We start from the raw sequence: 18,935 nt of genomic DNA on the forward strand, positions 1-18,935 counted from the left end.
TTGAAGGAATTATCATGTTTGAGCTTTCCGAACGCGCACAGGATTTTATTTCAAGAACAAAAGCGTTTATAGACAATGAAATTGAGCCGATTGAAGCCGACTTTTGGCATGAAGTTCACTTGCTTAACCCAGATGGAAACTGGAAAAATTGGACTTGGCCCGCGCAGCTTGAAACTTTAAAAGACAAAGCAAAGCAGGCTGGGCTTTGGAATATGTTCTTGCCCGATGCTGAATTAGGGGCGGGTTTATCCGTTCAGGAATATGCTCATATTGCAGAGCTTTCAGGACGTAGTTTAGTGGCACCGACCGTATTTAATTGTAACGCGCCAGATAGTGGCAATATGGAAGTCCTTTGGCGTTATGGTTCTGAGCAACAAAAACAGCAATGGTTAAAACCTTTATTAGAAGGAAAAATTCGGTCAGTATTTTGTATGACAGAACCTGCGGTTGCTTCTAGTGATGCTACCAATATGCAAGCTACAGCTGTAGTGGAAGGAAATGAAATTGTTCTAAATGGGCGTAAATGGTGGTCATCAGGTCTAGGTGATCCAAATGCTAAAATCATCATTTTTATGGCACATACTCCTGACGAAACTAAAGATCGTCATCATCAACATTCCATGGTACTTGTACCTATTGATACAAAAGGGGTAACGATTGAACGTATGTTACCTGTATTTGGCGATTATGATGCGCCACATGGTCACGGCGAAATCAGTTTTGATCATGTTCGCGTACCTTTAGAGAGTTTTATTGGTGGAGCAGGTCAAGGGTTTGAAATTGCTCAAGGTCGGCTGGGGCCAGGCCGCATCCATCATTGTATGCGTTGTATAGGTGCTGCGGAAAAATCACTCGAACTAATGATTGATCGAGGTATGTCTCGTAAAGCTTTTGGCAAAGAACTGTTAAAACTCGGAGGTAATCTGGAACGTGTAGCCGAGGCAAGAGTTGCGATTGATCAGGCACGGCTTTTAACCTTATATGCGGCCTATAAAATGGATACTTTTGGTAATATGGCTGCTCTCACTGAAATTTCAGCGATTAAAGTGGTTGCACCAAGTGTACTGGAAAAAGTAGTCGATATGGCGATACAGCTACATGGCGGTGCAGGGGTTTCTAAAGATACCCCTTTAACAGGATTTTTTGCACAGGCCCGTAGTTTACGTCTGGCCGATGGTCCTGATGAGGTGCATAAAGGCATGATTGCTAAACTCGAATTGGCAAAACGTGGTTATAGTACAAAAAAGAACTCCTAAGATTAGACTTAAAGCATTAAAGGAAAATATATGTCGATCATCGATATTGGCAGTCAGGTTCGGGAAGGTGAAGAGCTAGATGTCGTGGCAGTAGAAAACTGGCTTAAACAACAAGGCATTGCTTTACATGGCGAAGTAAAGGTGACTCAATATACAGGTGGAGCATCAAATTGGACTTATCGCTTACAATATGACAATGCTGACTTAATTTTACGCCGACCACCTGTAGGAACCAAAGCGAAGTCGGCCCATGACATGGCGCGTGAATATTTAGTACAGAAGAATCTTGCACAATCTTATCCCGTTGTGCCAGAAATGGTGGCTTTGTGTCAGGATGAATCTATCATTGGCTGTGACTTCTATGTCATGAAACGTATTGAGGGTATTATTCCTCGAGCCAAACTTCCTCCTGAGCTCAATTTTACAGAGCAGGATGTCCATGAATTATGTGTAAATGTGCTCGATAAATTAATCGAACTGCATCAAGTGCCTTATCAAGACACGCCGCTTACTCATATTGGTAAGGGTGAAGGCTATTGCCGTCGACAAGTGGAAGGTTGGGATAAACGCTATGAAAAAGCCAAGACCATCAATGTTCCATCTTTTCATTATGTCAGGACGTGGTTACTTGACAATATTCCGAACGACTCAACCACCTGTATTATTCATAATGACTGGCGTTTTGATAATGTAATTTTAAATCCTGAACAACCGACTCAGGTCATTGGGGTACTGGATTGGGAAATGGCAACACTAGGCGATCCATTGATGGATTTAGGTAGTGCCTTAGCCTATTGGGTAGAAGATACAGATAACATGATTTTTAAATCTACTCGCAGACAACCTACCAATTTAAAAGGCATGTTTAACCGTAAACAAGTAGTAAATTATTATCTGGAAAAAACAGGTCTAAGCACCGAAAATTGGACCTTTTACGAAGTCTTTGGTGTATTTCGTCTGGCTGTCATTGCTCAGCAAATTTATTATCGCTACTTTCATAAACAAACTAAAAATCCAGCGTTTAAAGACTTCTGGATTGTTATTCATGCCTTGCATGTGCGTGCTTTGAAATTGATTGCACAGAAAAAATTACAGGATTCAGAGATTGCTCAAAAATATCTAACCCAAGTGAAGCGAGTGCTAAAACAATGACCACGATCTATTTAGTCCGTCATGGTCAGGCGTCTTTTGGCAAAAGTAATTATGATGAGCTTTCTCCAAACGGTGAAGCTCAGGCCACATTATTAGGGCAATATTTTAAGGATATTTTGAAGGAACAGCCTTATATAGTAGCGGGTACAATGCAACGTCATTTACAAACTGCACAAGGCGCATTAAATGAATGTTTTCCTGAAGCTGTCATTTATACCGATGCGGGTTGGAATGAGTTTAATCATCAACAAGTTTTTGCCCATTATGAACCTCGATTTAAACAACCAGAGCTTCTTAAGGAAGATGTAGCGAAAGAAGAAAACCCTCGTGCTTATTTGGCTAAAATTTTTGAAGGTGCAATCTCACGCTGGACAGATGGTGAATTCCATCATGAATATGAAGAGTCATGGCCACACTTCAAGCAGCGCGTAGAAACAACTTTACAGGATTTATGCGACGAACTAGCGCAAACTAAACCGCGCTACGCGGTGGTTTTCACTTCGGGTGGCGTAATTTCTGTTGTTGCAGGAAAGATTCTGGAACTGAATCCTAATCGTACTTTTGCATTAAATTGGGCAATTGCCAATACCAGTTTGACGACTCTGCGATTAGTTGGAAATGAACCACAGCTTTTGAGTTTAAACGAACATCATTTTATCAAAGCAGCAAATCCTGACTTGCTTACATGGATATAAAAGGATTTTATTATGAGAAAAACAATTTTAATTACGGGTGCTAGCTCTGGATTGGGAGCGGGCATGGCAAGAGAGTTTGCAAAAAAAGGCTACAACTTAGCCATTTGTGCTAGACGTTTGGAACGTTTGGAGGAGCTGCAAACGGAGTTGCAAAACCAATATGGCATAAAAGTGATTGCAAAAGTGCTGGACGTCACTGATTACGATCAAGTATTTGAGGTATTTAAAGCTTTTAAACATGAGTTTGGAAGAATTGATCGTATTATTGTCAATGCCGGTGTGGGTAACGGTCGTCGTATTGGTAAAGGTAATTTTGAAATTAATCGCGCCACTGCAGAAACCAATTTTATTTCTGCATTAGCTCAATGTGAAGCTGCTGTTGAAATTTTTCGTGAACAAAATGCTGGGCATTTGGTGGTTATTTCATCAATGAGTGCAATGCGTGGATTACCAAAACATCTTTCAACTTATGCTGCAAGTAAAGCTGCTGTTGCCCACTTAGCTGAAGGTATTCGAGCTGAATTGATTGATACACCCATCAAAGTTTCTACCATTTTTCCAGGTTATATTCGTACCGAATTAAATGAAGGGGCTAAACATTTACCGTTTGAAGTGGATGAAAAAACTGGATCGCGTCTTTTGGTTAAAGCGATTGAGAAAGAACCAGTAAAAGCTTATGTACCACAATGGCCGTGGCTTCCAATGGGAATTGCCATGAAAGTTTTACCGCTTAGACTGGTCAATAAATTAGGCTAGTTTTTATTTTATGAGATAGTGTTTAATTTAATGCTATCTCATTTTTACGTTATTTGAGTAATTTTCGATATTGAATAAAGCCTGACTGATCTGCAACACGATCGTACAGCATACGTGCCTGAGCATTATTCTCCTGCGTTAGCCAATACACGCGTGAGCAATTATTTTGCTTCGCTTCCACATACACAGCTTCTATAAGCTTGCGTCCGAAACCATAACTCGTCGCTGTGGACTAACAAATAAATCCTGTAAATAACAATAATTTTCGATCGTCCATGTACTTCGATGAAAGATATAATGCACGAATCCTACAAGCTCATGCGCTTCATCTTCTATAACCAAACAATAAATGGGTTCATGGGCATTGTTAAATCGAGCAAAAGTGGTTTTAGTTATCTCATCGCTTATGATGGTCTTATAAAATGCTTGATAACCATTCCCATAATGGAAGCCATTGATTGAAATCATTTTCGTTAACTGGACGTATATTCATCTTGACTCTCGCCAAATGTTATTGAGTTAATTTACATGTTAAAAATACAGTGTTGGCTCACCAAAATAAAGCAGATAACTTCATTATTTTATTTGAAAAATCAATCAAATAATCGAACTAAAAATCTCGTGATGGTCTTTGAAATTCTACAATATTTTTGAATGTAGTTTATACACTGGAAAGAACTAAAAATTTATCAAAGGGTATAATAAAAACAATAGGCTAATGCAAAAATAAGGACTATACTGGGGATAATTATAAACAACATGAGATCATAAAATGCTTTTAAAATTTGCAATTCGATTCATGGCTGTATTGTTAGCCGTATTAATTTTGGCTGCTATCATCATTCACTTCTCCTTCTCAAGTAAGTTAACGACTGATCTTTGGATTATCATCGTACCTATAATTCTTGCGGCACCAATTTTAACCTCCGTAGTTCTTGCTAAAGACGATGAGTTAAATGGTTTGCGTTAATCCGTGATAAGACGGTTTAAACAATAAAAAGCTTGCCCAAAAGGTGGGCTTTTTTCATAGGGTTATATATGATTAGTCTAATAGGGACTACTTAACAATTTTTTATATTTAAACGATTTAAATTTCATTAAGATAGATGCAATGAATAATAATGAGCTAATCATAGAATCTCACCCACTTGAACCTTTTTTACCAGCCAATGCACGTTTGCTGATGTTAGGCAGTTTTCCCCCTCCTAAAGAGCGCTGGAAAATGGATTTTTATTATCCAAATTTTCAGAACGATATGTGGCGAATTTTTGGTTATGTTTTTTTTAATGACAAAAACCATTTTCTGAATTTAGCTGATAAAAATTTTAAAGAACAACAAATACGCGAGTTTTTAATCGAAAAAGGGATAGCTATTTTTGATACAGCATTACAAATCCAACGTTTAAAAGGCAGCGCCTCAGATAAATTTCTGGAAATCATTACGCCGACCAATCTACAGGATTTGCTTGAACAAATTCCCTACTGTAATACAGTAATGACGACAGGAGATAAAGCCACGGATACACTGATGTTATCCTTACCAGAAAATACTGAAAAACCACAGATTGGACATTCAACTCACGCCTATTTTTTAGAACGAAAACTTTCTTTATATCGTATGCCATCTTCTTCCAGAGCTTATCCTTTATCTCTTGAAAAAAAAGCAGAGGCTTATCGTCCACTATTTGAAAATATTGGTTTAGTTTAAGAAGTGAAGATATAAATGTTGATATTCCACTGGAAATTCTAGGATTATGTTTATTTAAGTGTAAAGTCTAATCACATCATCCATTCAATAGGTAAGTAAGCCACGATTTTCATCATAAAACGCTGAAATTTTGTGGTTCCAGGATCCTGATCATACGTCATAGTTTTTCCATCGCTCTTATACTCTATCCAGTTGATATTTCCTTGATCATTGAGTTTCAGTTCATAGGCAACTTGGGGTAAATATTGATCTAATACTTCTGTAATTTCATTTTGTAATGCATCAGATTCAACCACCAAACCCACTTCAGTATTTAAATGTGCCGATCTTGGATCAAAATTGAATGAGCCAATAAAGACCTTTCCATCAATATCAAAAAACTTCGCGTGTAAACTGGAACTACTCTTTCCCTTGGCAGGAATGACTCGCCCAGTCACTTTTTCATACCATGTAGGTTTTGTTCGCTCTAATAAGGGTTTAAACTCATAAAGTTTGACGCCATTTTGCAATAGTCTTTTTCGGTACTGGCAATAGAAAGCATGAACAATAGCCACATCATTGGCGGCAAATGAATTGGTTAAAACCCGAACTTTTGTTCCCTGTCGACTTAATTGGGAAAGATATTCTGCCCCTTTTTCAGTAGGAACAAAATAAGCTGAAACCAGTTCAATATGCTGTTGAGGATAGCCCATAATTTTTATCATTTGATTATAAATCAGCTCTTGATCACGCGCCTGTCCAAGAATCTTATGGGGACGATCTGCGACAAAATACGCTTTGGCCCACTGTACAGAACGTAATTGCAAGGCTTCATTCAGTTCATTTTGTGCATCATTGATACGATTTTCAGTCGGTGTATAGCTATTACCAATTTTTTCATAAACTTTTCTAAGTGCGACAAGCTGTTTGGCGGTTCCATTTCCGACCAATTGATTGGCGGGAATACTCAGTTCATTATTCCAAAACTCATTAAAGAGATTTTCGGCTTGATCTGCAGCCGTGCCAAAAAATAAAATGTCCAGATCAGTAAACTGAAACTTATAACTGGCATCAAAGTATTCACTACTAATATTACGGCCACCCGTGACCGCGATTGTATCATCTGCAATAATGAGTTTATTGTGCATACGATGATTAATCTGCTTGAACCTAAACAAGTAGTCTATGACTTTAAAATGCCTAAACTGATAAGGATTAAACAGCTTGATTTGAAAATTGGGATGTTGAGATAAAGCGCGCAGTGTTGGATCAAGTTTATTACCATTTTGGTCATCAATCATCAGGCGAATTTTTATCCCACGATCTGCTGCTTTTACTAATTCTTTGAGCATAAGCTGGCCAACATAATCGTTCTGCCAAATATAATATTGTAAATCAATGGTATGTTGAGCTTTCCGAATAAGATGGATACGTGAAGCAATGCTGGCAAAAGCATCATCTAGAGGAATAAATGCAGTTCGTCCTTTTTCAAGGTTTTCTTTGGTAGATGGGTCATTTAACCAATTACTTTTATTCAAAATATTATTTCCTTGAGAGGCGTAACTAGATTGGGGGAACCAAGTCGTCATCACTATAAAAAACATACATGTCAGACATATTCTTATTATTGGTTCAAAGCATTTACTCCAAATTTTTTGCATACACCCATTCCTTAAAACATGAGAAAAGTAAAAATTATTTTCAAGCTAGTTATTTGAATTGTATCAATTATCTCAAATATGAATTGTTGATATTTAGCTAATAAAATTTTAATAGAAAAAGGTGACGACATCATGTAGCCAGATACTTAAATCTATTTTTGATAAAAGTATATTCACATTGGTACTATACTGGGGTATAGTATGAAAAGATATAAATGGAACTGCTTATGCCAAAGCAAATCGAAGATAAAAAGAAAATTATCCTTCGCCTACGTAAAATAAAGGGACAAGTTCAAGCCATCGAACGCGCGCTGGAAGGAGACAGTTCATGTACCGCAATTCTTCAACAAATTTGCGCTACTCGTGGAGCGATGAATGGTTTAATGAATGAAGTGCTAGAGATTCACCTCAAAGACACTTTGGTGGTTGGAGAAACCACGGAACAACAGCGTCATGAAGAATTGGCAGATATTGCCAAAATTTTGAAATCGTACTTAAAGTAAAGATAAGAAGGAGAGAACGCATGAAATCACGTGCTGCTGTTGCATTTGGTCCTGGTCAGCCCTTACAGATTGTAGAGGTTGAAGTAGCTCCGCCAAAGGCGGGTGAAGTTCTTATTAAAGTTACCCATACTGGGGTTTGTCATACTGATGCTTTTACACTTTCGGGTGATGACCCAGAAGGTGTTTTTCCTGCCATTTTAGGCCATGAAGGGGCTGGAGTTGTGGTTGAGGTTGGAGAAGGGGTGACCAGTGTAAAGCCGGGTGATCACGTAATTCCACTTTATACAGCTGAATGTGGAGAATGTTTATTCTGTAAATCTGGGAAAACCAATCTATGCGTCGCTGTTCGGGCTACACAGGGTAAAGGTGTTATGCCAGATGGAACGACGCGTTTTTCTTATAATGGCGAACCAATTTATCACTATATGGGATGTTCAACCTTTAGTGAATATACAGTCGTTGCCGAAGTTTCTTTGGCAAAAATTAATCCAGAAGCCAATCACGAACAAGTCTGCTTACTCGGTTGTGGTGTGACTACAGGAATAGGTGCAGTACATAACACAGCCAAAGTTCAAGAGGGTGACAGTGTTGCTGTATTTGGTCTAGGTGGTATTGGATTAGCGGTTGTACAAGGTGCCCGTCAAGCTAAAGCAGGCCGAATTATCGTGATTGATATGAATCCAGATAAGTTTGAATTGGCTAAACAATTTGGCGCTACAGATTTCTTAAATCCTAAAGACTATGACAAACCTATTCAACAAGTGATTGTAGAAATGACAGGTTGGGGCGTAGATCATTCTTTTGAATGCATCGGAAATGTTAATGTAATGCGTTCAGCACTGGAATGTGCACATCGTGGTTGGGGGCAGTCAGTCATTATTGGTGTTGCAGGGGCTGGCCAAGAAATTTCAACACGACCATTTCAGTTAGTAACCGGTCGGAAATGGTTGGGAACCGCTTTTGGTGGTGTGAAAGGACGTAGTCAATTGCCTGGTATGGTAGAAGACGCCATGAAAGGTGAGATCCAACTTGAACCATTCGTGACCCATACTATGCCATTAGATGATATTAATCATGCCTTTGATTTGATGCACGAAGGGAAATCGATTCGTAGTGTAATTCACTTCTAAACGCCCTATTTTTGTTTTAGCTACATATATGCCTCAGGAATGAATTTTCCTGAGGCAGAGGATTGGCCATTCATAAAAATGTTCTCCATTACCATTTCCTGCCAGATGAAGATAAATATCTCGATGTCTTTTTGATAAAAGTTTACAGATAAAACCTACTAATAAGGTGACAGTGAAAACATTTAAAATGTGTATATTGTTCTGCCCAATTATATAAAGTAGATAGGGGTCTAAACAGTATTGATGATTTTTTCCACATGCTTCAATCAGATAAAATGAGTAAAAATAGATAACAAACACTTGTCAAATCCCTAAACACAGAGTATGTTGGACACCAAGATATGTTTTATTTAACTGAAATAGAAATGTTAAAACAACCTGTGATCAACAACGCTTATTATTACTTTTGGCAATTTAAATAGTTGCCTGATTGCATTCGGGCAGCAAAAATGGTTGCCCTTCAAGTTAATACCTGATCGGCAACCCCGGTCAGGTTTTTTTATATCTATTTCAAACCATTATTTATTTTGGAGATGTGCCATGTATAACTTTATGACTTCATATTTTAGCAATGTTTATTGGTTTTACTTTAGCCAGAACCCGCAACTAAATAGACCCACATCGCTTAGATAAATGCTCGGACTGAAAATGAAATCAGTCCAAAGGAAAAATTAAATGAACGCACTCAATAAAACTTTAATAGCACAAAATACTTCAAAAGAAATTTCACTGAGCTTACCCTCTGAATTAAAAGCGGCATATCCGCTATCTCCTTTTTTTACAAAACAAGTTAATGAACATCGTCAAACGATTCAAAATATACTTTCAGGTAAAGACTCACGATTAATGGTGATCACAGGCCCATGTTCCATTCATGATCCAGTTTCTGCACTAGAATACGCAACAAAATTAGTTGAATTACAAGAACAAGTGAAAGATCAAATTTTTCTGGTTATGCGTACTTATATTGAGAAACCACGTACGACTATAGGCTGGAAAGGCTTTTTATATGATCCACATCTGGATGGTTCATCTGATTTGCAATTGGGGCTGGAGAAATCACGTGCTTTGTATTTACAGATAGTGGAAATGGGTTTGCCGATTTCCAGCGAAATTCTAAGTCCAATGGCAACAGGTTATTTTGATGATCTTTTAGCATGGGGCGCAATTGGTGCGCGTACGAGTGAATCTCAGATTCATCGTGAAATTTCCAGCCACATGCCCTATGCGATCGGTTTTAAAAATGGTACAGATGGCTCAATCCAGATTGCTTTGGATGCTATTCAATCTGCTAAGAATCAACATCAATTTTTAGGTATGAATCAGCACGGCTTGCCTGCGATTTTACATAGTGAGGGTAACCCATTCCCTCATTTGATTCTACGTGGTGCCAATCATGGTCCCAATTACGATTTAGCTTCAATTGATCAGATCAAAACAAAGCACAACGGCGAATTTCCTGCGCTGGTAATTGACTGTAGTCATGGCAACAGTTCTAAAGATCCAATGAAACAACCCGAAGTTCTGAAGCAAATTCTCGCTGAGCGACAACAAAGTCATGTACGTGGAGTAATGTTAGAGAGCCACTTGATAGATGGTAATCAGAAAATATCCAGTGATATGAACTATGGTCAGTCAGTTACTGATGGATGCTTGGGGTGGGATAAAACTCAACGTTTATTATTGGATATGTCTAGTCAACTTAGTCAAAATCCATTACGCCAATCAGCTTAAGTTTTAAAACCTCTCCTTCATTGTTGTCAGGAGAGGTTTTTTATTTATAGTCCAGCTTCATATGCAGTATTTGAAAGTAACTGATCAACATCCGCAATATTGTCTGGTTTAATTTTGTAGATCCAGCCTTTACCATATGGATCCTCATTAATAAAATCAGGGTCATCTTCAAGTGCTGTATTGACTTCAACTACCGTGCCTGACACTGGAGCATGAATATCTGATGCTGTTTTAACAGATTCCACTACACCCGCTTGAGCACCCGCAGTTACACGGCTACCTACTTCAGGGGTTTCAACATATACTAAATCCCCAAGAGCATCTTGTGCATGGTCGCTAATACCAGTGACGACAAGATCACCTTCAATTTTTGCCCATTCATGGGTACTTGCATATTTCAATTCAGAAGGATGATTCATTGCAGCTCCTCGACATCCAAAGTTCGCTTATTTTAAAAGTGGTTATACATGTTTTTAAATAGAAATAAAAGCTTATAAATACGGGTCTTTACGCCAATTACTTGGGCTACGACCACTCCAGCGTTTAAAGGCGCGGCTAAAATTAGCAACGTCAGAATAACCGAGTTCATCCGCAATTTGTTCAAGACTATAATCGGTTCTTGAAAGCAAAGAGGTTGCATGTCGATAACGAACTTCATCGACCAATGTTGAAAAAGAGGTTCCTTCCGCTGCAAGCTGACGTTTTAAAGTACGATCAGACATATGTAAGCGTTCAGCAACGCTTTCGATACTTAGATAATGTTGCTCTGAATGGGTCAAAATATCACGCACACGCATGGCAAGTCGGCGACGCTCACCTAAAGCAGATAATTCGGATTCACATTGATTAATGGCAATTTGACTGGCAATGGGGTCAGCATTCACCATTTTTAATCCCAAATAGTGTTTGTCAAAACTTGAAATTAAATGCGGTTGACCAAAACGCATATCTAAAGACATTTTACTTAAATATTTATCGAAGCCTTCTGGCTTTTCAAAATCCAGATCAACTTCACCTATTAGCTCATCATTACCTGTCAATGCTTTAGCCATACTCATAATGCCAATAGTCAAAGCTAAAATAATCTCGGTTCGCAAGGGTTCCAGATCAAAATCACATTGCAACTGTAATGTCGCTTTAGGGCCAAAGGTCGAGAAGTAAAGCTGTAAAAAGGGCATACGCAATTGAATAAAACGCGTGGCTAAAGCCAAAGCATCCGTAATGTCGTGCGCAGTCATGATGGCATAACCAATAAAACCATGAATGGAAATGCGCATCTGGTTACCTAAATGATACCCCAATGTACTTTCCCCAGTTAAACGTAAAGCATGTTTAACCAGTTCATTGGCAACATGAATGGGAATTCGATATTCAGGATCGGCCAATTGCTCACTAGTTAAATGAAATGGAGCAAATAAGGTCTGATCGTTATACCCCCAACGGGATACAACGTCTAATAGCAATAAGCCATAAACCCCTGGTATTCCTTGTTCTTGACGAGCTGAATTAATTTTCATTCGCTATCCGTGGCTTAACATTTGCTTCGTATAAACTGTTACATCTTGGCATGAAATTTAAAATAAAAATATAGAAATTGTTGGACAAAATTTCATGCATACAATTTATATTTTTTTCCTAAAAACTACAATTTTAGTCGTTGATATCAATAAAACATCCCCATTTTGATTCAATGCTTGTGTGATATAGCTCACAATACCACGATCATTTTTAGTTTTTGAGGGTGTAATCGATGCGATTTCAACTTCCACATGAATTTTATCTCCAGGACGTGTAGGGCGTGGCCAACGTAAACTGGACTCAGATCCAATTAAACCGCCTTGAATGGGGAAGCATTCTGTCCATAATCGCATAGTCACAGCAGCCGTATGCCAACCACTGGCAGCTAATCCTTGAAAAATTGAACTTTTTTCTGCGGCTTCCTCATCCAGATGGAAAGGTTGGGGATCATACTGGCCAGCAAATTGTTTAATTTCTTCCACCGTCATTTCATATTCACGACTAATAAAACGATCCCCAACGTTTAAATCTTCCAGATACAGCATTATTCCTTGTCCTCAACTTCATGTTGTTCTACTAAAAAGCCACCCGTTTGACGTTTCCATAATTGGGCATATAAACCATTTTTTTCAATGAGTTCTTCATGTGTACCTTGTTCCACAATACGACCTTCATCTAAAACAACCAAACGATCCATTTGCGCAATAGTTGAAAGTCGATGGGCGATCGCGATTACAGTTTTATCTTGCATCAATGCATCAAGGCTAGATTGGATAGCTGCTTCAACCTCAGAATCCAGAGCACTCGTGGCTTCATCCAATATTAAAATAGGCGCGTCCTTTAAAAATACCCGAGCGATTGCGATACGCTGGCGTTGACCACCTGAAAGTTTGACGCCACGTTCGCCCACATAGGCTTCATAACCTTTACGGCCGCGCATATCAGTCAATTGCGGAATAAATTCTTCTGCCTGTGCCTTTTTGACTGCTTCATAGATTTCGTCCCATGTTGCATCTGGTTTACCATATTTAATATTCTCAGCAACGGTACGATGCAAAAGAGAAGTATCTTGTGTGACTAATGCAATATTGGCTCGTAAAGTGTCCTGAGTAACATCTTCTATGTTTTGACCATCAATCGAAATACGACCTTGGTTAAGGGTATAAAAATGCAAAAGCAATTGAATCAGTGTCGATTTGCCAGCCCCCGAACGACCAACCACTCCTATTTTTTCGCCAGAACGAATATCAAGATTAAAATGGTCAATCACATTTTTTTTATTATAAGCAAAACAGACATCTTCAAATTTGATTTGTCCTTGGGTCACGACTAAGGCCTTGGCATCAGGTTTATCTTGAATAGTGACTGGTCTGCCAAGTGTATGCATACCATCCTGAATAGTTCCGACATTTTCAAAAAGCATTGACATTTGCCACATCATAAATTCTGACATGCTATTTAATTTTAAAATCATGGCGGTTGTTGCCGCAATAACACCTAAACCAGCCTGACCATTAAGCCATAACCAGACTGCTGTACCAATAACACCAATAAATAATACAGCACTTAGTAAGGTGGTACTGACTTCAAATAAAGTCCCTAAACGCATTTGTTTAAACACAGTCTCCATGAATTCCTTCATAGATTCCTTGGCATATTTGCTTTCGCGGCCAGCATGTGCAAAGAGTTTAACCGTCTGAATATTGGTATAGGCATCGGTTACCCGTCCTGTCATAACCGCACGTGCATCAGCTTGTTCTTTGGACACTTTACTGAGTCGAGGAATAAAAAACCAAGCACTTAAAATAAACAAGCCCAGCCATACAGCCAGAGGTATTAATAGGATCGGTGAGACTGCACCTAGGACTGCGCTTATAGTAATGAAATAGACAATTACATAAACCAGCATGTCACCTAGAATCATCCAGAACTCGCGCACAGCCAATGCGGTTTGCATAACTTTAGCTGATAAACGTCCTGCAAAGTCATTATGGAAAAAATCCAAACCTTGCTGTAATAACAAATTATGAAAACGCCAGCGTAGACGCATTGGAAAACTACTAAATAACACTTGGTGTTTCACAATAGATTGCAAACAAATAAACAGAATATTTCCAAAAAGAATAAATGTTAAAATAATCAAATGCTGAGTATGATTTTCAAGAAAATTACTTGGTTTACTTTGACTTAACCAGTCCACCAAATGGCCAATTTGTGAAAATAATAAAGCTTCAAAACTAGCTGCACCTGCTGTACAAAGCATTAATAAAATCAGAAAAGGGCGTACGCCTTTTGTGGATTGCCATACGAATGCAAAAAAAGAAGTAGGCAATGGTTCATTTAAATTTGTTTCGGGATAGGGGTTAACCAGTTTTTCGAACCATTGCAGCAGCATAATTTTCTCTTAGTCTTTTTGCGTAAAATTCTCAACGATTATACCTGATGATAAAGATTTCACATCTGCTCCCGAAGGTGCTTGATAAATTCTTAACCCAAATTCAGGAATAATTGCAAGTAAATGATCAAAGATATCTGATTGTATCGCTTCATAAGCAGTCCATACAGTGGTATTTGTGAATGCATAGATTTCAAGAGGTAAACCATTACTGGTGGGCTGTAATTGACGTACCATTAGAGACTGATTTTGAGCAATACCAGAATGTTGTTTTAAATAAAACTCAATATAGGCGCGGAATGTTCCCAGATTAGTTAAACGGCGTTGATTATATACCGTCTGATTACTGAGCTGATGATTAAAAGTTTCTAGTTCAGATTGTTTGGTATCAAGATATTGATCGAGTAATAAAAAGTTTTTCAGCTTCTCTTGTTCATGTTCAGCCATAAAGTGAACACTACTCTGATCAATAAATAGTGAACGTTTGATGCGTCTTGCACCCGCTTGGCTCATTCCACGCCAATTTTTAAAGGTGTCAGTAATAAGCTTATTGGTTGGAATGGTGGTAAAAGTCTTATCAAAATTCTGTACAGTCACCGTATGTAATGACATATCAATGACGTCGCCATCCGCATTAAGTGAAGGCATTTCAATCCAGTCACCAATACGAACCATATCGTAAGATGAAATTTGGACACTGGCGACTAAGGAAAGGATGGTATTCTGAAAAACCAGCATTAACACGGTAGCCATTGCACCGAAACCAGCAAGTAAAGTAAAAACATCTTTTTTCAGGAAAGTACCAAGAACCATTAAAGCACAAACGATGAAAATCATCAGTTTGACCAGTTGTAGATACCCTTTGATCGGCTTATTTTTAGAATTTGGATTACGTTGATAAACTAGATTAAAAATGTTCAGCATTTCGCTGATCGCAAGAGCGATTGTCAAAAAGATAAAGGCTTGCGAAGCCATTTGTACAAAAATAATCACTTTCTCGGATAAGTGTGGAACAGTAGTAATCCCGTTCATAATCACAATAGCCGGGACAATGCTAGCGATACGACGAATTACACTATGTTGCGCAAAAATAGATTGATTGGCGAATTTAATTTTGCTAATTATCTTACGAATACCGCGAACAACAATCTGTTTTGCGATGAAATTTGCGATAATTGCTAGAAGGATGAGAACGCTTAATGAGGTCAACATCTCAAGCCATGGATATTGATCAATCCAGTTTTCAACATCATGGAAAAGTTTTAAAAAATCCAAGCCTTTACACCTTTGCACAAATTAATAATGGGCTAAAGTGTAAAGGTTGAGCTTTATAACATTGTATAAAGCTACTTTTCTTATACGATTTGAAAAAGACTTTTTACAATAATAAAATCAATTATTTAAATAAAATTAAATTACCACATTAAATCATCTGGAATCGCGTATGCAGCATATGGATCCTCTTCATCTGTCGTTTGCTCATTTTTCTGAGCATTGTTGACTAATATGAAGCCTTCCATTTTCTGATTAATTTTATCAGCCAATGCTTTAGGCAAATAAGCATAATTTTCCTGATCCTTTGCGATTACCAGACTGCCAGACACCAGAGCATTATAAACGGTCTGAGAGATATAGACTTTTTTGACTTTATTTTCGTCAATAAATTGGTAAGCAATATCACCCTCAACATCTTTAATCTTATGTTGAGAAATCATTTGAATGATTGCTGCTTTTAGTGCTTTTTCTTCAAGCTGACGTTGCTTTTCCTGATTCAGTGCCTGATCTTTTTCAAGCTTTTCTAGTTTGCTCTTTTCAATATTCGCTTTTAATTCAGCTTCATTGTTTTGACCTGTGCGTTGCTCATGTTGGGTCTGTTTATTGAGCTTCTTAGCCTTTTTATTATCAACTAACCCAGCTTTAAGCAGTTGAGCCTGTAATGCATTTTTAACCATAACTAAATCCAAATTATTGATGCAAAGAAGAATGACGAAGGTAAATGATCCAGTATGCAATACTCAGAATCAAACTTAAAATCGCAGGAACTAGGAACGCTTGAATAGAGAGAAAAGGATGGATAACTGCGGCAATAATTCCACCCAGAAAAAAGCCAATTAAAATTAATAAATGTAAAGTAATACGACGTTTATCCAATGGTAAGCCACGTGCTTTATACCCAAGCGCTAGACCGATATCTGTCAGAACACCAGATAAATGGGTAGTACGAATGATTGTACCTTTGTAGTGGCTGACCATTGCATTTTGTATCCCCATTGCGGCACAGGCCCAGAGTAAACCATAACGAGGAAAGTAGGGAAGTAGCAGCCAGGAAATAAAAATAAATAAAGCCACCAAACTCAATGGAACTCCGTAACGGCGACCCAATAGGAACTGGCTATTTCCCAAAATAAACCCACTATAAAATGAACCAATTACAAAGCAAATGACGACTAAAAATAAATAGAGAACATTACTAAATCTAAAGTCAACCAGATCCATTGCTAACATACTGACATTGCCTGTCATATGTGAAATAGATTGATGCAGCACCGTAATGAGTGACAGGACATTAATCATACCCGCGTTCATAGCCAGTAAAAATGCTGCAAATTGCACCCAGTTTGGTAGACTTTGAAAAGGCATAAGACCTCAACTTTAATTATGACTATTTGCGCGATGCAATATCAACTGCCGCTGTAAATATGACATCTGTAGATGAGTTTAGCGCAGTTTCTGTAGAATCTTGTAAAACACTAATGACCATTCCAATTGCAACAACCTGCATTGCGATCTCAGATGGAATACCAAACAAACCGCATGCCACTGGAATTAATAATAAAGAACCACCTGCGACGCCTGAAGCACCACATGCTGAGACTGTAGCAACAATCGATAAAATAATCATGGTTACAAAGTCAACTTCAATGCCCAGAGTATGCACAGCAGCAAGAGTTAATACAGTGATGGTCACTGCCGCACCAGACATATTAATGGTTGCTCCAAGTGGAATGGAAACACTTGCTGTCGCTTCATTTACACCTAAGCGTTTAGCTAAATCCAGATTGACTGGAATATTAGCTGCCGAGCTACGGGTAAAAAATGCAGTGATTCCACTTTCTCTTAAACACTTTAAAACCAGAGGATATGGATTTGAGCGAATAACCAATGCGACTAAAATAGGGTTAATAACTAAGGCCACAAATAACATAGTTCCTAACAGAACCGCGATTAATTGAGCATAATTTTTTAAAGTAGCCAAGCCTGCATCAGCAAATGTCACGGCTACTAACCCAAAAATACCCAACGGAGCAAAATTGATAACAACACGAATGATATGATTTATCGCATGAGATGTATCCGTCAACATTTGTTTAGTTGTATTTGAACTATGACGTAAAGCTATACCTAAACCAGCTGCCCAACCCAAAATTCCAATAAAATTAGCTTCCACAAGTGCCTGAACTGGGTTAGTCACAAAGCTAAGTAAAAGGTTTTTTAAAATTTCGGTAAGGCTACCTGCTGGTTGTAAGTCACTCTGAGAACTGACATTTAAATATAAAAAACTTGGGAAAAAATGACTTGCGACAATAGCACTTAATGCAGCCAAAACCATACCCGTGACATACAGCAAAAGAATAGGTCTAAAGTTAGCATTGTGACCTACTTTAAAATTGGCAATTGAACTCATCACTAAGATGAACACTAAAATTGGAGCAACAGACTTCAATGCCTTAATAAAAAGCTCACCGAGTAAACTCAAATAAGGAGTAAAACTAGGGAAAAGCAGAGCAACAAAAAAACCTAAAATAATTGCAATAAATATTTTAGTAACAAGACTTAAGCGAGATAAAATTGAAAACATAAATAAGCCTTAGCGATATACTGCTAAATGAGCAAAAAAAGTATTTTATACATAATGACTTTGAAACTTAAATTTTTTTTAAAGCAATTCAAGAACAAATTGAAAAATATGGATAAAAAGATAGATAAAATGAAAAATTAAAGTGACTGCGGACAGTAAAGGCGATAAAGCGTTGCTAAAACATCTATTAGTTTTTGATCTTTTATTGAATAAAAAATTTGTTTGCCTGCACGACGGGTATGAACGACTTCACTTTTGCGCAACATCATGAGTTGCTGGGAAAGGGTAGGCTGACTAATTTGTGTTCTTTCTTCAATTTGAGACACGTTTAGTTCTTCTTGGGCAAGATGACATAAAATAAGTAGGCGGTCTGTATTGGCCAAAGATTTTAACGTTGTAACCACACTCTCCGCGGAATTTCGCATCTCCTCGATTTTAAACTCTGCTTGCATCTTTTTACCCTCAAATTTACAGCGGGCATAAGTATAGAACGAATGCATTCAAATGACTTGAATTAAATAAATACAAGATCACTTCTAATCAAATTTTATACGAGTTATAAGGATAAAAGAAGAAAACCAAGCCAAAT

General features: G+C 38.0%; 19 protein-coding genes and 1 pseudogene. 9 read left to right on the forward strand and 11 right to left on the reverse strand.

What is annotated here, in order from left to right; genetic code table 11:
- The first annotated feature begins 14 nt into the window (after positions 1–14).
- From IAE19_RS07125 to IAE19_RS07140, 4 genes are read left to right on the forward strand one after another with little or no spacing between them, the layout of a single operon-like run.
- Positions 15–1,256: an acyl-CoA dehydrogenase family protein gene (locus IAE19_RS07125; RefSeq protein WP_200460236.1), complete on the forward strand. Its 1,242-nt coding sequence runs from the start codon at positions 15–17 to the stop codon at positions 1,254–1,256.
- Between the two features lie 30 nt (positions 1,257–1,286).
- Positions 1,287–2,408 (forward strand): phosphotransferase family protein, encoded by a 1,122-nt coding sequence (locus IAE19_RS07130; protein WP_200460237.1) that lies wholly within the window; start codon positions 1,287–1,289, stop codon positions 2,406–2,408.
- Positions 2,405–3,103 carry a histidine phosphatase family protein gene (locus IAE19_RS07135; protein WP_200460238.1) on the forward strand — a complete coding sequence of 233 codons (699 nt, stop codon included), beginning with the start codon at positions 2,405–2,407 and terminating at the stop codon, positions 3,101–3,103. The genes IAE19_RS07130 and IAE19_RS07135 overlap by 4 nt, the downstream gene beginning before the upstream one ends.
- Positions 3,104–3,115: 12 nt before the next feature.
- The gene (locus tag IAE19_RS07140; RefSeq protein ID WP_200460239.1) at positions 3,116–3,859 is read left to right on the forward strand and encodes an SDR family oxidoreductase; all 744 of its coding nucleotides are present in this window, start codon (positions 3,116–3,118) and stop codon (positions 3,857–3,859) included.
- Positions 3,860–3,908: 49 nt separating this feature from the next.
- On the opposite strand, the pseudogene IAE19_RS07145 reads toward IAE19_RS07140, so the two are convergent.
- Positions 3,909–4,352 (reverse strand): annotated as a pseudogene (locus IAE19_RS07145) (N-acetyltransferase family protein).
- A 279-nt stretch (positions 4,353–4,631) separates the two neighbouring features.
- Between IAE19_RS07145 and IAE19_RS16580 the strand changes: the two are divergent.
- Both IAE19_RS16580 and IAE19_RS07150 read left to right on the forward strand, forming a co-directional pair.
- Positions 4,632–4,829, forward strand: a complete 198-nt coding sequence (locus IAE19_RS16580) for a hypothetical protein (protein ID WP_227612202.1) — start codon at positions 4,632–4,634, stop codon at positions 4,827–4,829.
- 141 nt (positions 4,830–4,970) lie between these two features.
- Positions 4,971–5,567 (forward strand): uracil-DNA glycosylase family protein, encoded by a 597-nt coding sequence (locus IAE19_RS07150; RefSeq protein WP_200460240.1) that lies wholly within the window; start codon positions 4,971–4,973, stop codon positions 5,565–5,567.
- Positions 5,568–5,638: 71 nt separating this feature from the next.
- Here IAE19_RS07150 and IAE19_RS07155 read toward each other — a convergent pair whose 3' ends face one another.
- On the reverse strand, positions 5,639–7,135 hold the full coding sequence (locus IAE19_RS07155) for a phospholipase D family protein (RefSeq protein WP_227612203.1): 1,497 nt from the start codon (positions 7,133–7,135) through the stop codon (positions 5,639–5,641).
- 299 nt (positions 7,136–7,434) lie between these two features.
- Between IAE19_RS07155 and IAE19_RS07160 the strand changes: the two genes are divergently transcribed.
- The 3 genes from IAE19_RS07160 to IAE19_RS07170 all read left to right on the forward strand — a co-directional run bounded on the left by IAE19_RS07160 (position 7,435) and on the right by IAE19_RS07170 (position 10,574).
- Complete coding sequence (locus IAE19_RS07160) at positions 7,435–7,710, forward strand: metal/formaldehyde-sensitive transcriptional repressor (protein ID WP_200460242.1); 276 nt, start codon at positions 7,435–7,437, stop codon at positions 7,708–7,710.
- Positions 7,711–7,730: 20 nt separating this feature from the next.
- A complete protein-coding gene (locus IAE19_RS07165) occupies positions 7,731–8,840 on the forward strand; it encodes an S-(hydroxymethyl)glutathione dehydrogenase/class III alcohol dehydrogenase (RefSeq protein WP_200460243.1) in 1,110 nt (369 codons plus the stop codon).
- Positions 8,841–9,515: 675 nt separating this feature from the next.
- Positions 9,516–10,574, forward strand: a complete 1,059-nt coding sequence (locus IAE19_RS07170; RefSeq protein WP_200460244.1) for a 3-deoxy-7-phosphoheptulonate synthase — start codon at positions 9,516–9,518, stop codon at positions 10,572–10,574.
- Between the two features lie 44 nt (positions 10,575–10,618).
- Here the strand turns inward: IAE19_RS07170 and gcvH are convergent, their stop codons facing one another.
- From gcvH to IAE19_RS07215, 9 genes are all read right to left on the reverse strand, one after another.
- Complete coding sequence (gcvH, locus tag IAE19_RS07175; protein WP_200460245.1) at positions 10,619–10,993, reverse strand: glycine cleavage system protein GcvH; 375 nt, start codon at positions 10,991–10,993, stop codon at positions 10,619–10,621.
- Positions 10,994–11,065: 72 nt separating this feature from the next.
- Positions 11,066–12,091, reverse strand: a complete 1,026-nt coding sequence (locus IAE19_RS07180; RefSeq protein ID WP_200460246.1) for a helix-turn-helix transcriptional regulator — start codon at positions 12,089–12,091, stop codon at positions 11,066–11,068.
- Between the two features lie 105 nt (positions 12,092–12,196).
- A complete protein-coding gene (locus IAE19_RS07185; RefSeq protein WP_200460247.1) occupies positions 12,197–12,637 on the reverse strand; it encodes a MaoC family dehydratase in 441 nt (146 codons plus the stop codon).
- The gene (locus IAE19_RS07190) at positions 12,637–14,484 is read right to left on the reverse strand and encodes an ABC transporter ATP-binding protein (RefSeq protein ID WP_200460290.1); all 1,848 of its coding nucleotides are present in this window, start codon (positions 14,482–14,484) and stop codon (positions 12,637–12,639) included. The genes IAE19_RS07185 and IAE19_RS07190 overlap by 1 nt, the downstream gene beginning before the upstream one ends.
- Positions 14,485–14,496: 12 nt before the next feature.
- The gene (locus tag IAE19_RS07195) at positions 14,497–15,762 is read right to left on the reverse strand and encodes a mechanosensitive ion channel family protein (RefSeq protein ID WP_200460248.1); all 1,266 of its coding nucleotides are present in this window, start codon (positions 15,760–15,762) and stop codon (positions 14,497–14,499) included.
- Between the two features lie 140 nt (positions 15,763–15,902).
- Positions 15,903–16,439 carry a DUF2058 domain-containing protein gene (locus IAE19_RS07200; protein WP_200460249.1) on the reverse strand — a complete coding sequence of 179 codons (537 nt, stop codon included), beginning with the start codon at positions 16,437–16,439 and terminating at the stop codon, positions 15,903–15,905.
- A 13-nt stretch (positions 16,440–16,452) separates the two neighbouring features.
- Entirely contained in the window at positions 16,453–17,127 is a 675-nt protein-coding gene (locus IAE19_RS07205; RefSeq protein WP_200460250.1) for a YoaK family protein, read from the reverse strand.
- A 22-nt stretch (positions 17,128–17,149) separates the two neighbouring features.
- Positions 17,150–18,346: a serine/threonine transporter SstT gene (gene sstT, locus IAE19_RS07210; RefSeq protein WP_200460251.1), complete on the reverse strand. Its 1,197-nt coding sequence runs from the start codon at positions 18,344–18,346 to the stop codon at positions 17,150–17,152.
- Positions 18,347–18,483: 137 nt separating this feature from the next.
- Positions 18,484–18,798 carry an ArsR/SmtB family transcription factor gene (locus tag IAE19_RS07215; protein ID WP_200460252.1) on the reverse strand — a complete coding sequence of 105 codons (315 nt, stop codon included), beginning with the start codon at positions 18,796–18,798 and terminating at the stop codon, positions 18,484–18,486.
- Positions 18,799–18,935: the final 137 nt, after the last annotated feature.

It is taken from the genome of Acinetobacter sp. S40 (assembly GCF_016624705.1).
Taxonomy (GTDB): Bacteria; Pseudomonadota; Gammaproteobacteria; order Pseudomonadales; family Moraxellaceae; genus Acinetobacter.

What these genes read in the sequence shown, in the direction of transcription:
- IAE19_RS07150 (WP_200460240.1), top strand. Translation starts at nt 4,971, where the DNA reads ATGAATAATAATGAGCTAATCATAGAATCTCACCCACTTGAACCTTTT.
- IAE19_RS07155 (WP_227612203.1), bottom strand. Translation starts at nt 7,135, where the DNA reads ATGACGACTTGGTTCCCCCAATCTAGTTACGCCTCTCAAGGAAATAAT.
- IAE19_RS07135 (WP_200460238.1), top strand. Translation starts at nt 2,405, where the DNA reads ATGACCACGATCTATTTAGTCCGTCATGGTCAGGCGTCTTTTGGCAAA.
- IAE19_RS16580 (WP_227612202.1), top strand. Translation starts at nt 4,632, where the DNA reads ATGCTTTTAAAATTTGCAATTCGATTCATGGCTGTATTGTTAGCCGTA.
- IAE19_RS07165 (WP_200460243.1), top strand. Translation starts at nt 7,731, where the DNA reads ATGAAATCACGTGCTGCTGTTGCATTTGGTCCTGGTCAGCCCTTACAG.
- sstT (WP_200460251.1), bottom strand. Translation starts at nt 18,346, where the DNA reads ATGTTTTCAATTTTATCTCGCTTAAGTCTTGTTACTAAAATATTTATT.
- IAE19_RS07215 (WP_200460252.1), bottom strand. Translation starts at nt 18,798, where the DNA reads ATGCAAGCAGAGTTTAAAATCGAGGAGATGCGAAATTCCGCGGAGAGT.
- IAE19_RS07140 (WP_200460239.1), top strand. Translation starts at nt 3,116, where the DNA reads ATGAGAAAAACAATTTTAATTACGGGTGCTAGCTCTGGATTGGGAGCG.
- IAE19_RS07130 (WP_200460237.1), top strand. Translation starts at nt 1,287, where the DNA reads ATGTCGATCATCGATATTGGCAGTCAGGTTCGGGAAGGTGAAGAGCTA.
- IAE19_RS07160 (WP_200460242.1), top strand. Translation starts at nt 7,435, where the DNA reads ATGCCAAAGCAAATCGAAGATAAAAAGAAAATTATCCTTCGCCTACGT.
- IAE19_RS07200 (WP_200460249.1), bottom strand. Translation starts at nt 16,439, where the DNA reads ATGGTTAAAAATGCATTACAGGCTCAACTGCTTAAAGCTGGGTTAGTT.
- IAE19_RS07180 (WP_200460246.1), bottom strand. Translation starts at nt 12,091, where the DNA reads ATGAAAATTAATTCAGCTCGTCAAGAACAAGGAATACCAGGGGTTTAT.
- gcvH (WP_200460245.1), bottom strand. Translation starts at nt 10,993, where the DNA reads ATGAATCATCCTTCTGAATTGAAATATGCAAGTACCCATGAATGGGCA.
- IAE19_RS07170 (WP_200460244.1), top strand. Translation starts at nt 9,516, where the DNA reads ATGAACGCACTCAATAAAACTTTAATAGCACAAAATACTTCAAAAGAA.
- IAE19_RS07185 (WP_200460247.1), bottom strand. Translation starts at nt 12,637, where the DNA reads ATGCTGTATCTGGAAGATTTAAACGTTGGGGATCGTTTTATTAGTCGT.
- IAE19_RS07125 (WP_200460236.1), top strand. Translation starts at nt 15, where the DNA reads ATGTTTGAGCTTTCCGAACGCGCACAGGATTTTATTTCAAGAACAAAA.
- IAE19_RS07205 (WP_200460250.1), bottom strand. Translation starts at nt 17,127, where the DNA reads ATGCCTTTTCAAAGTCTACCAAACTGGGTGCAATTTGCAGCATTTTTA.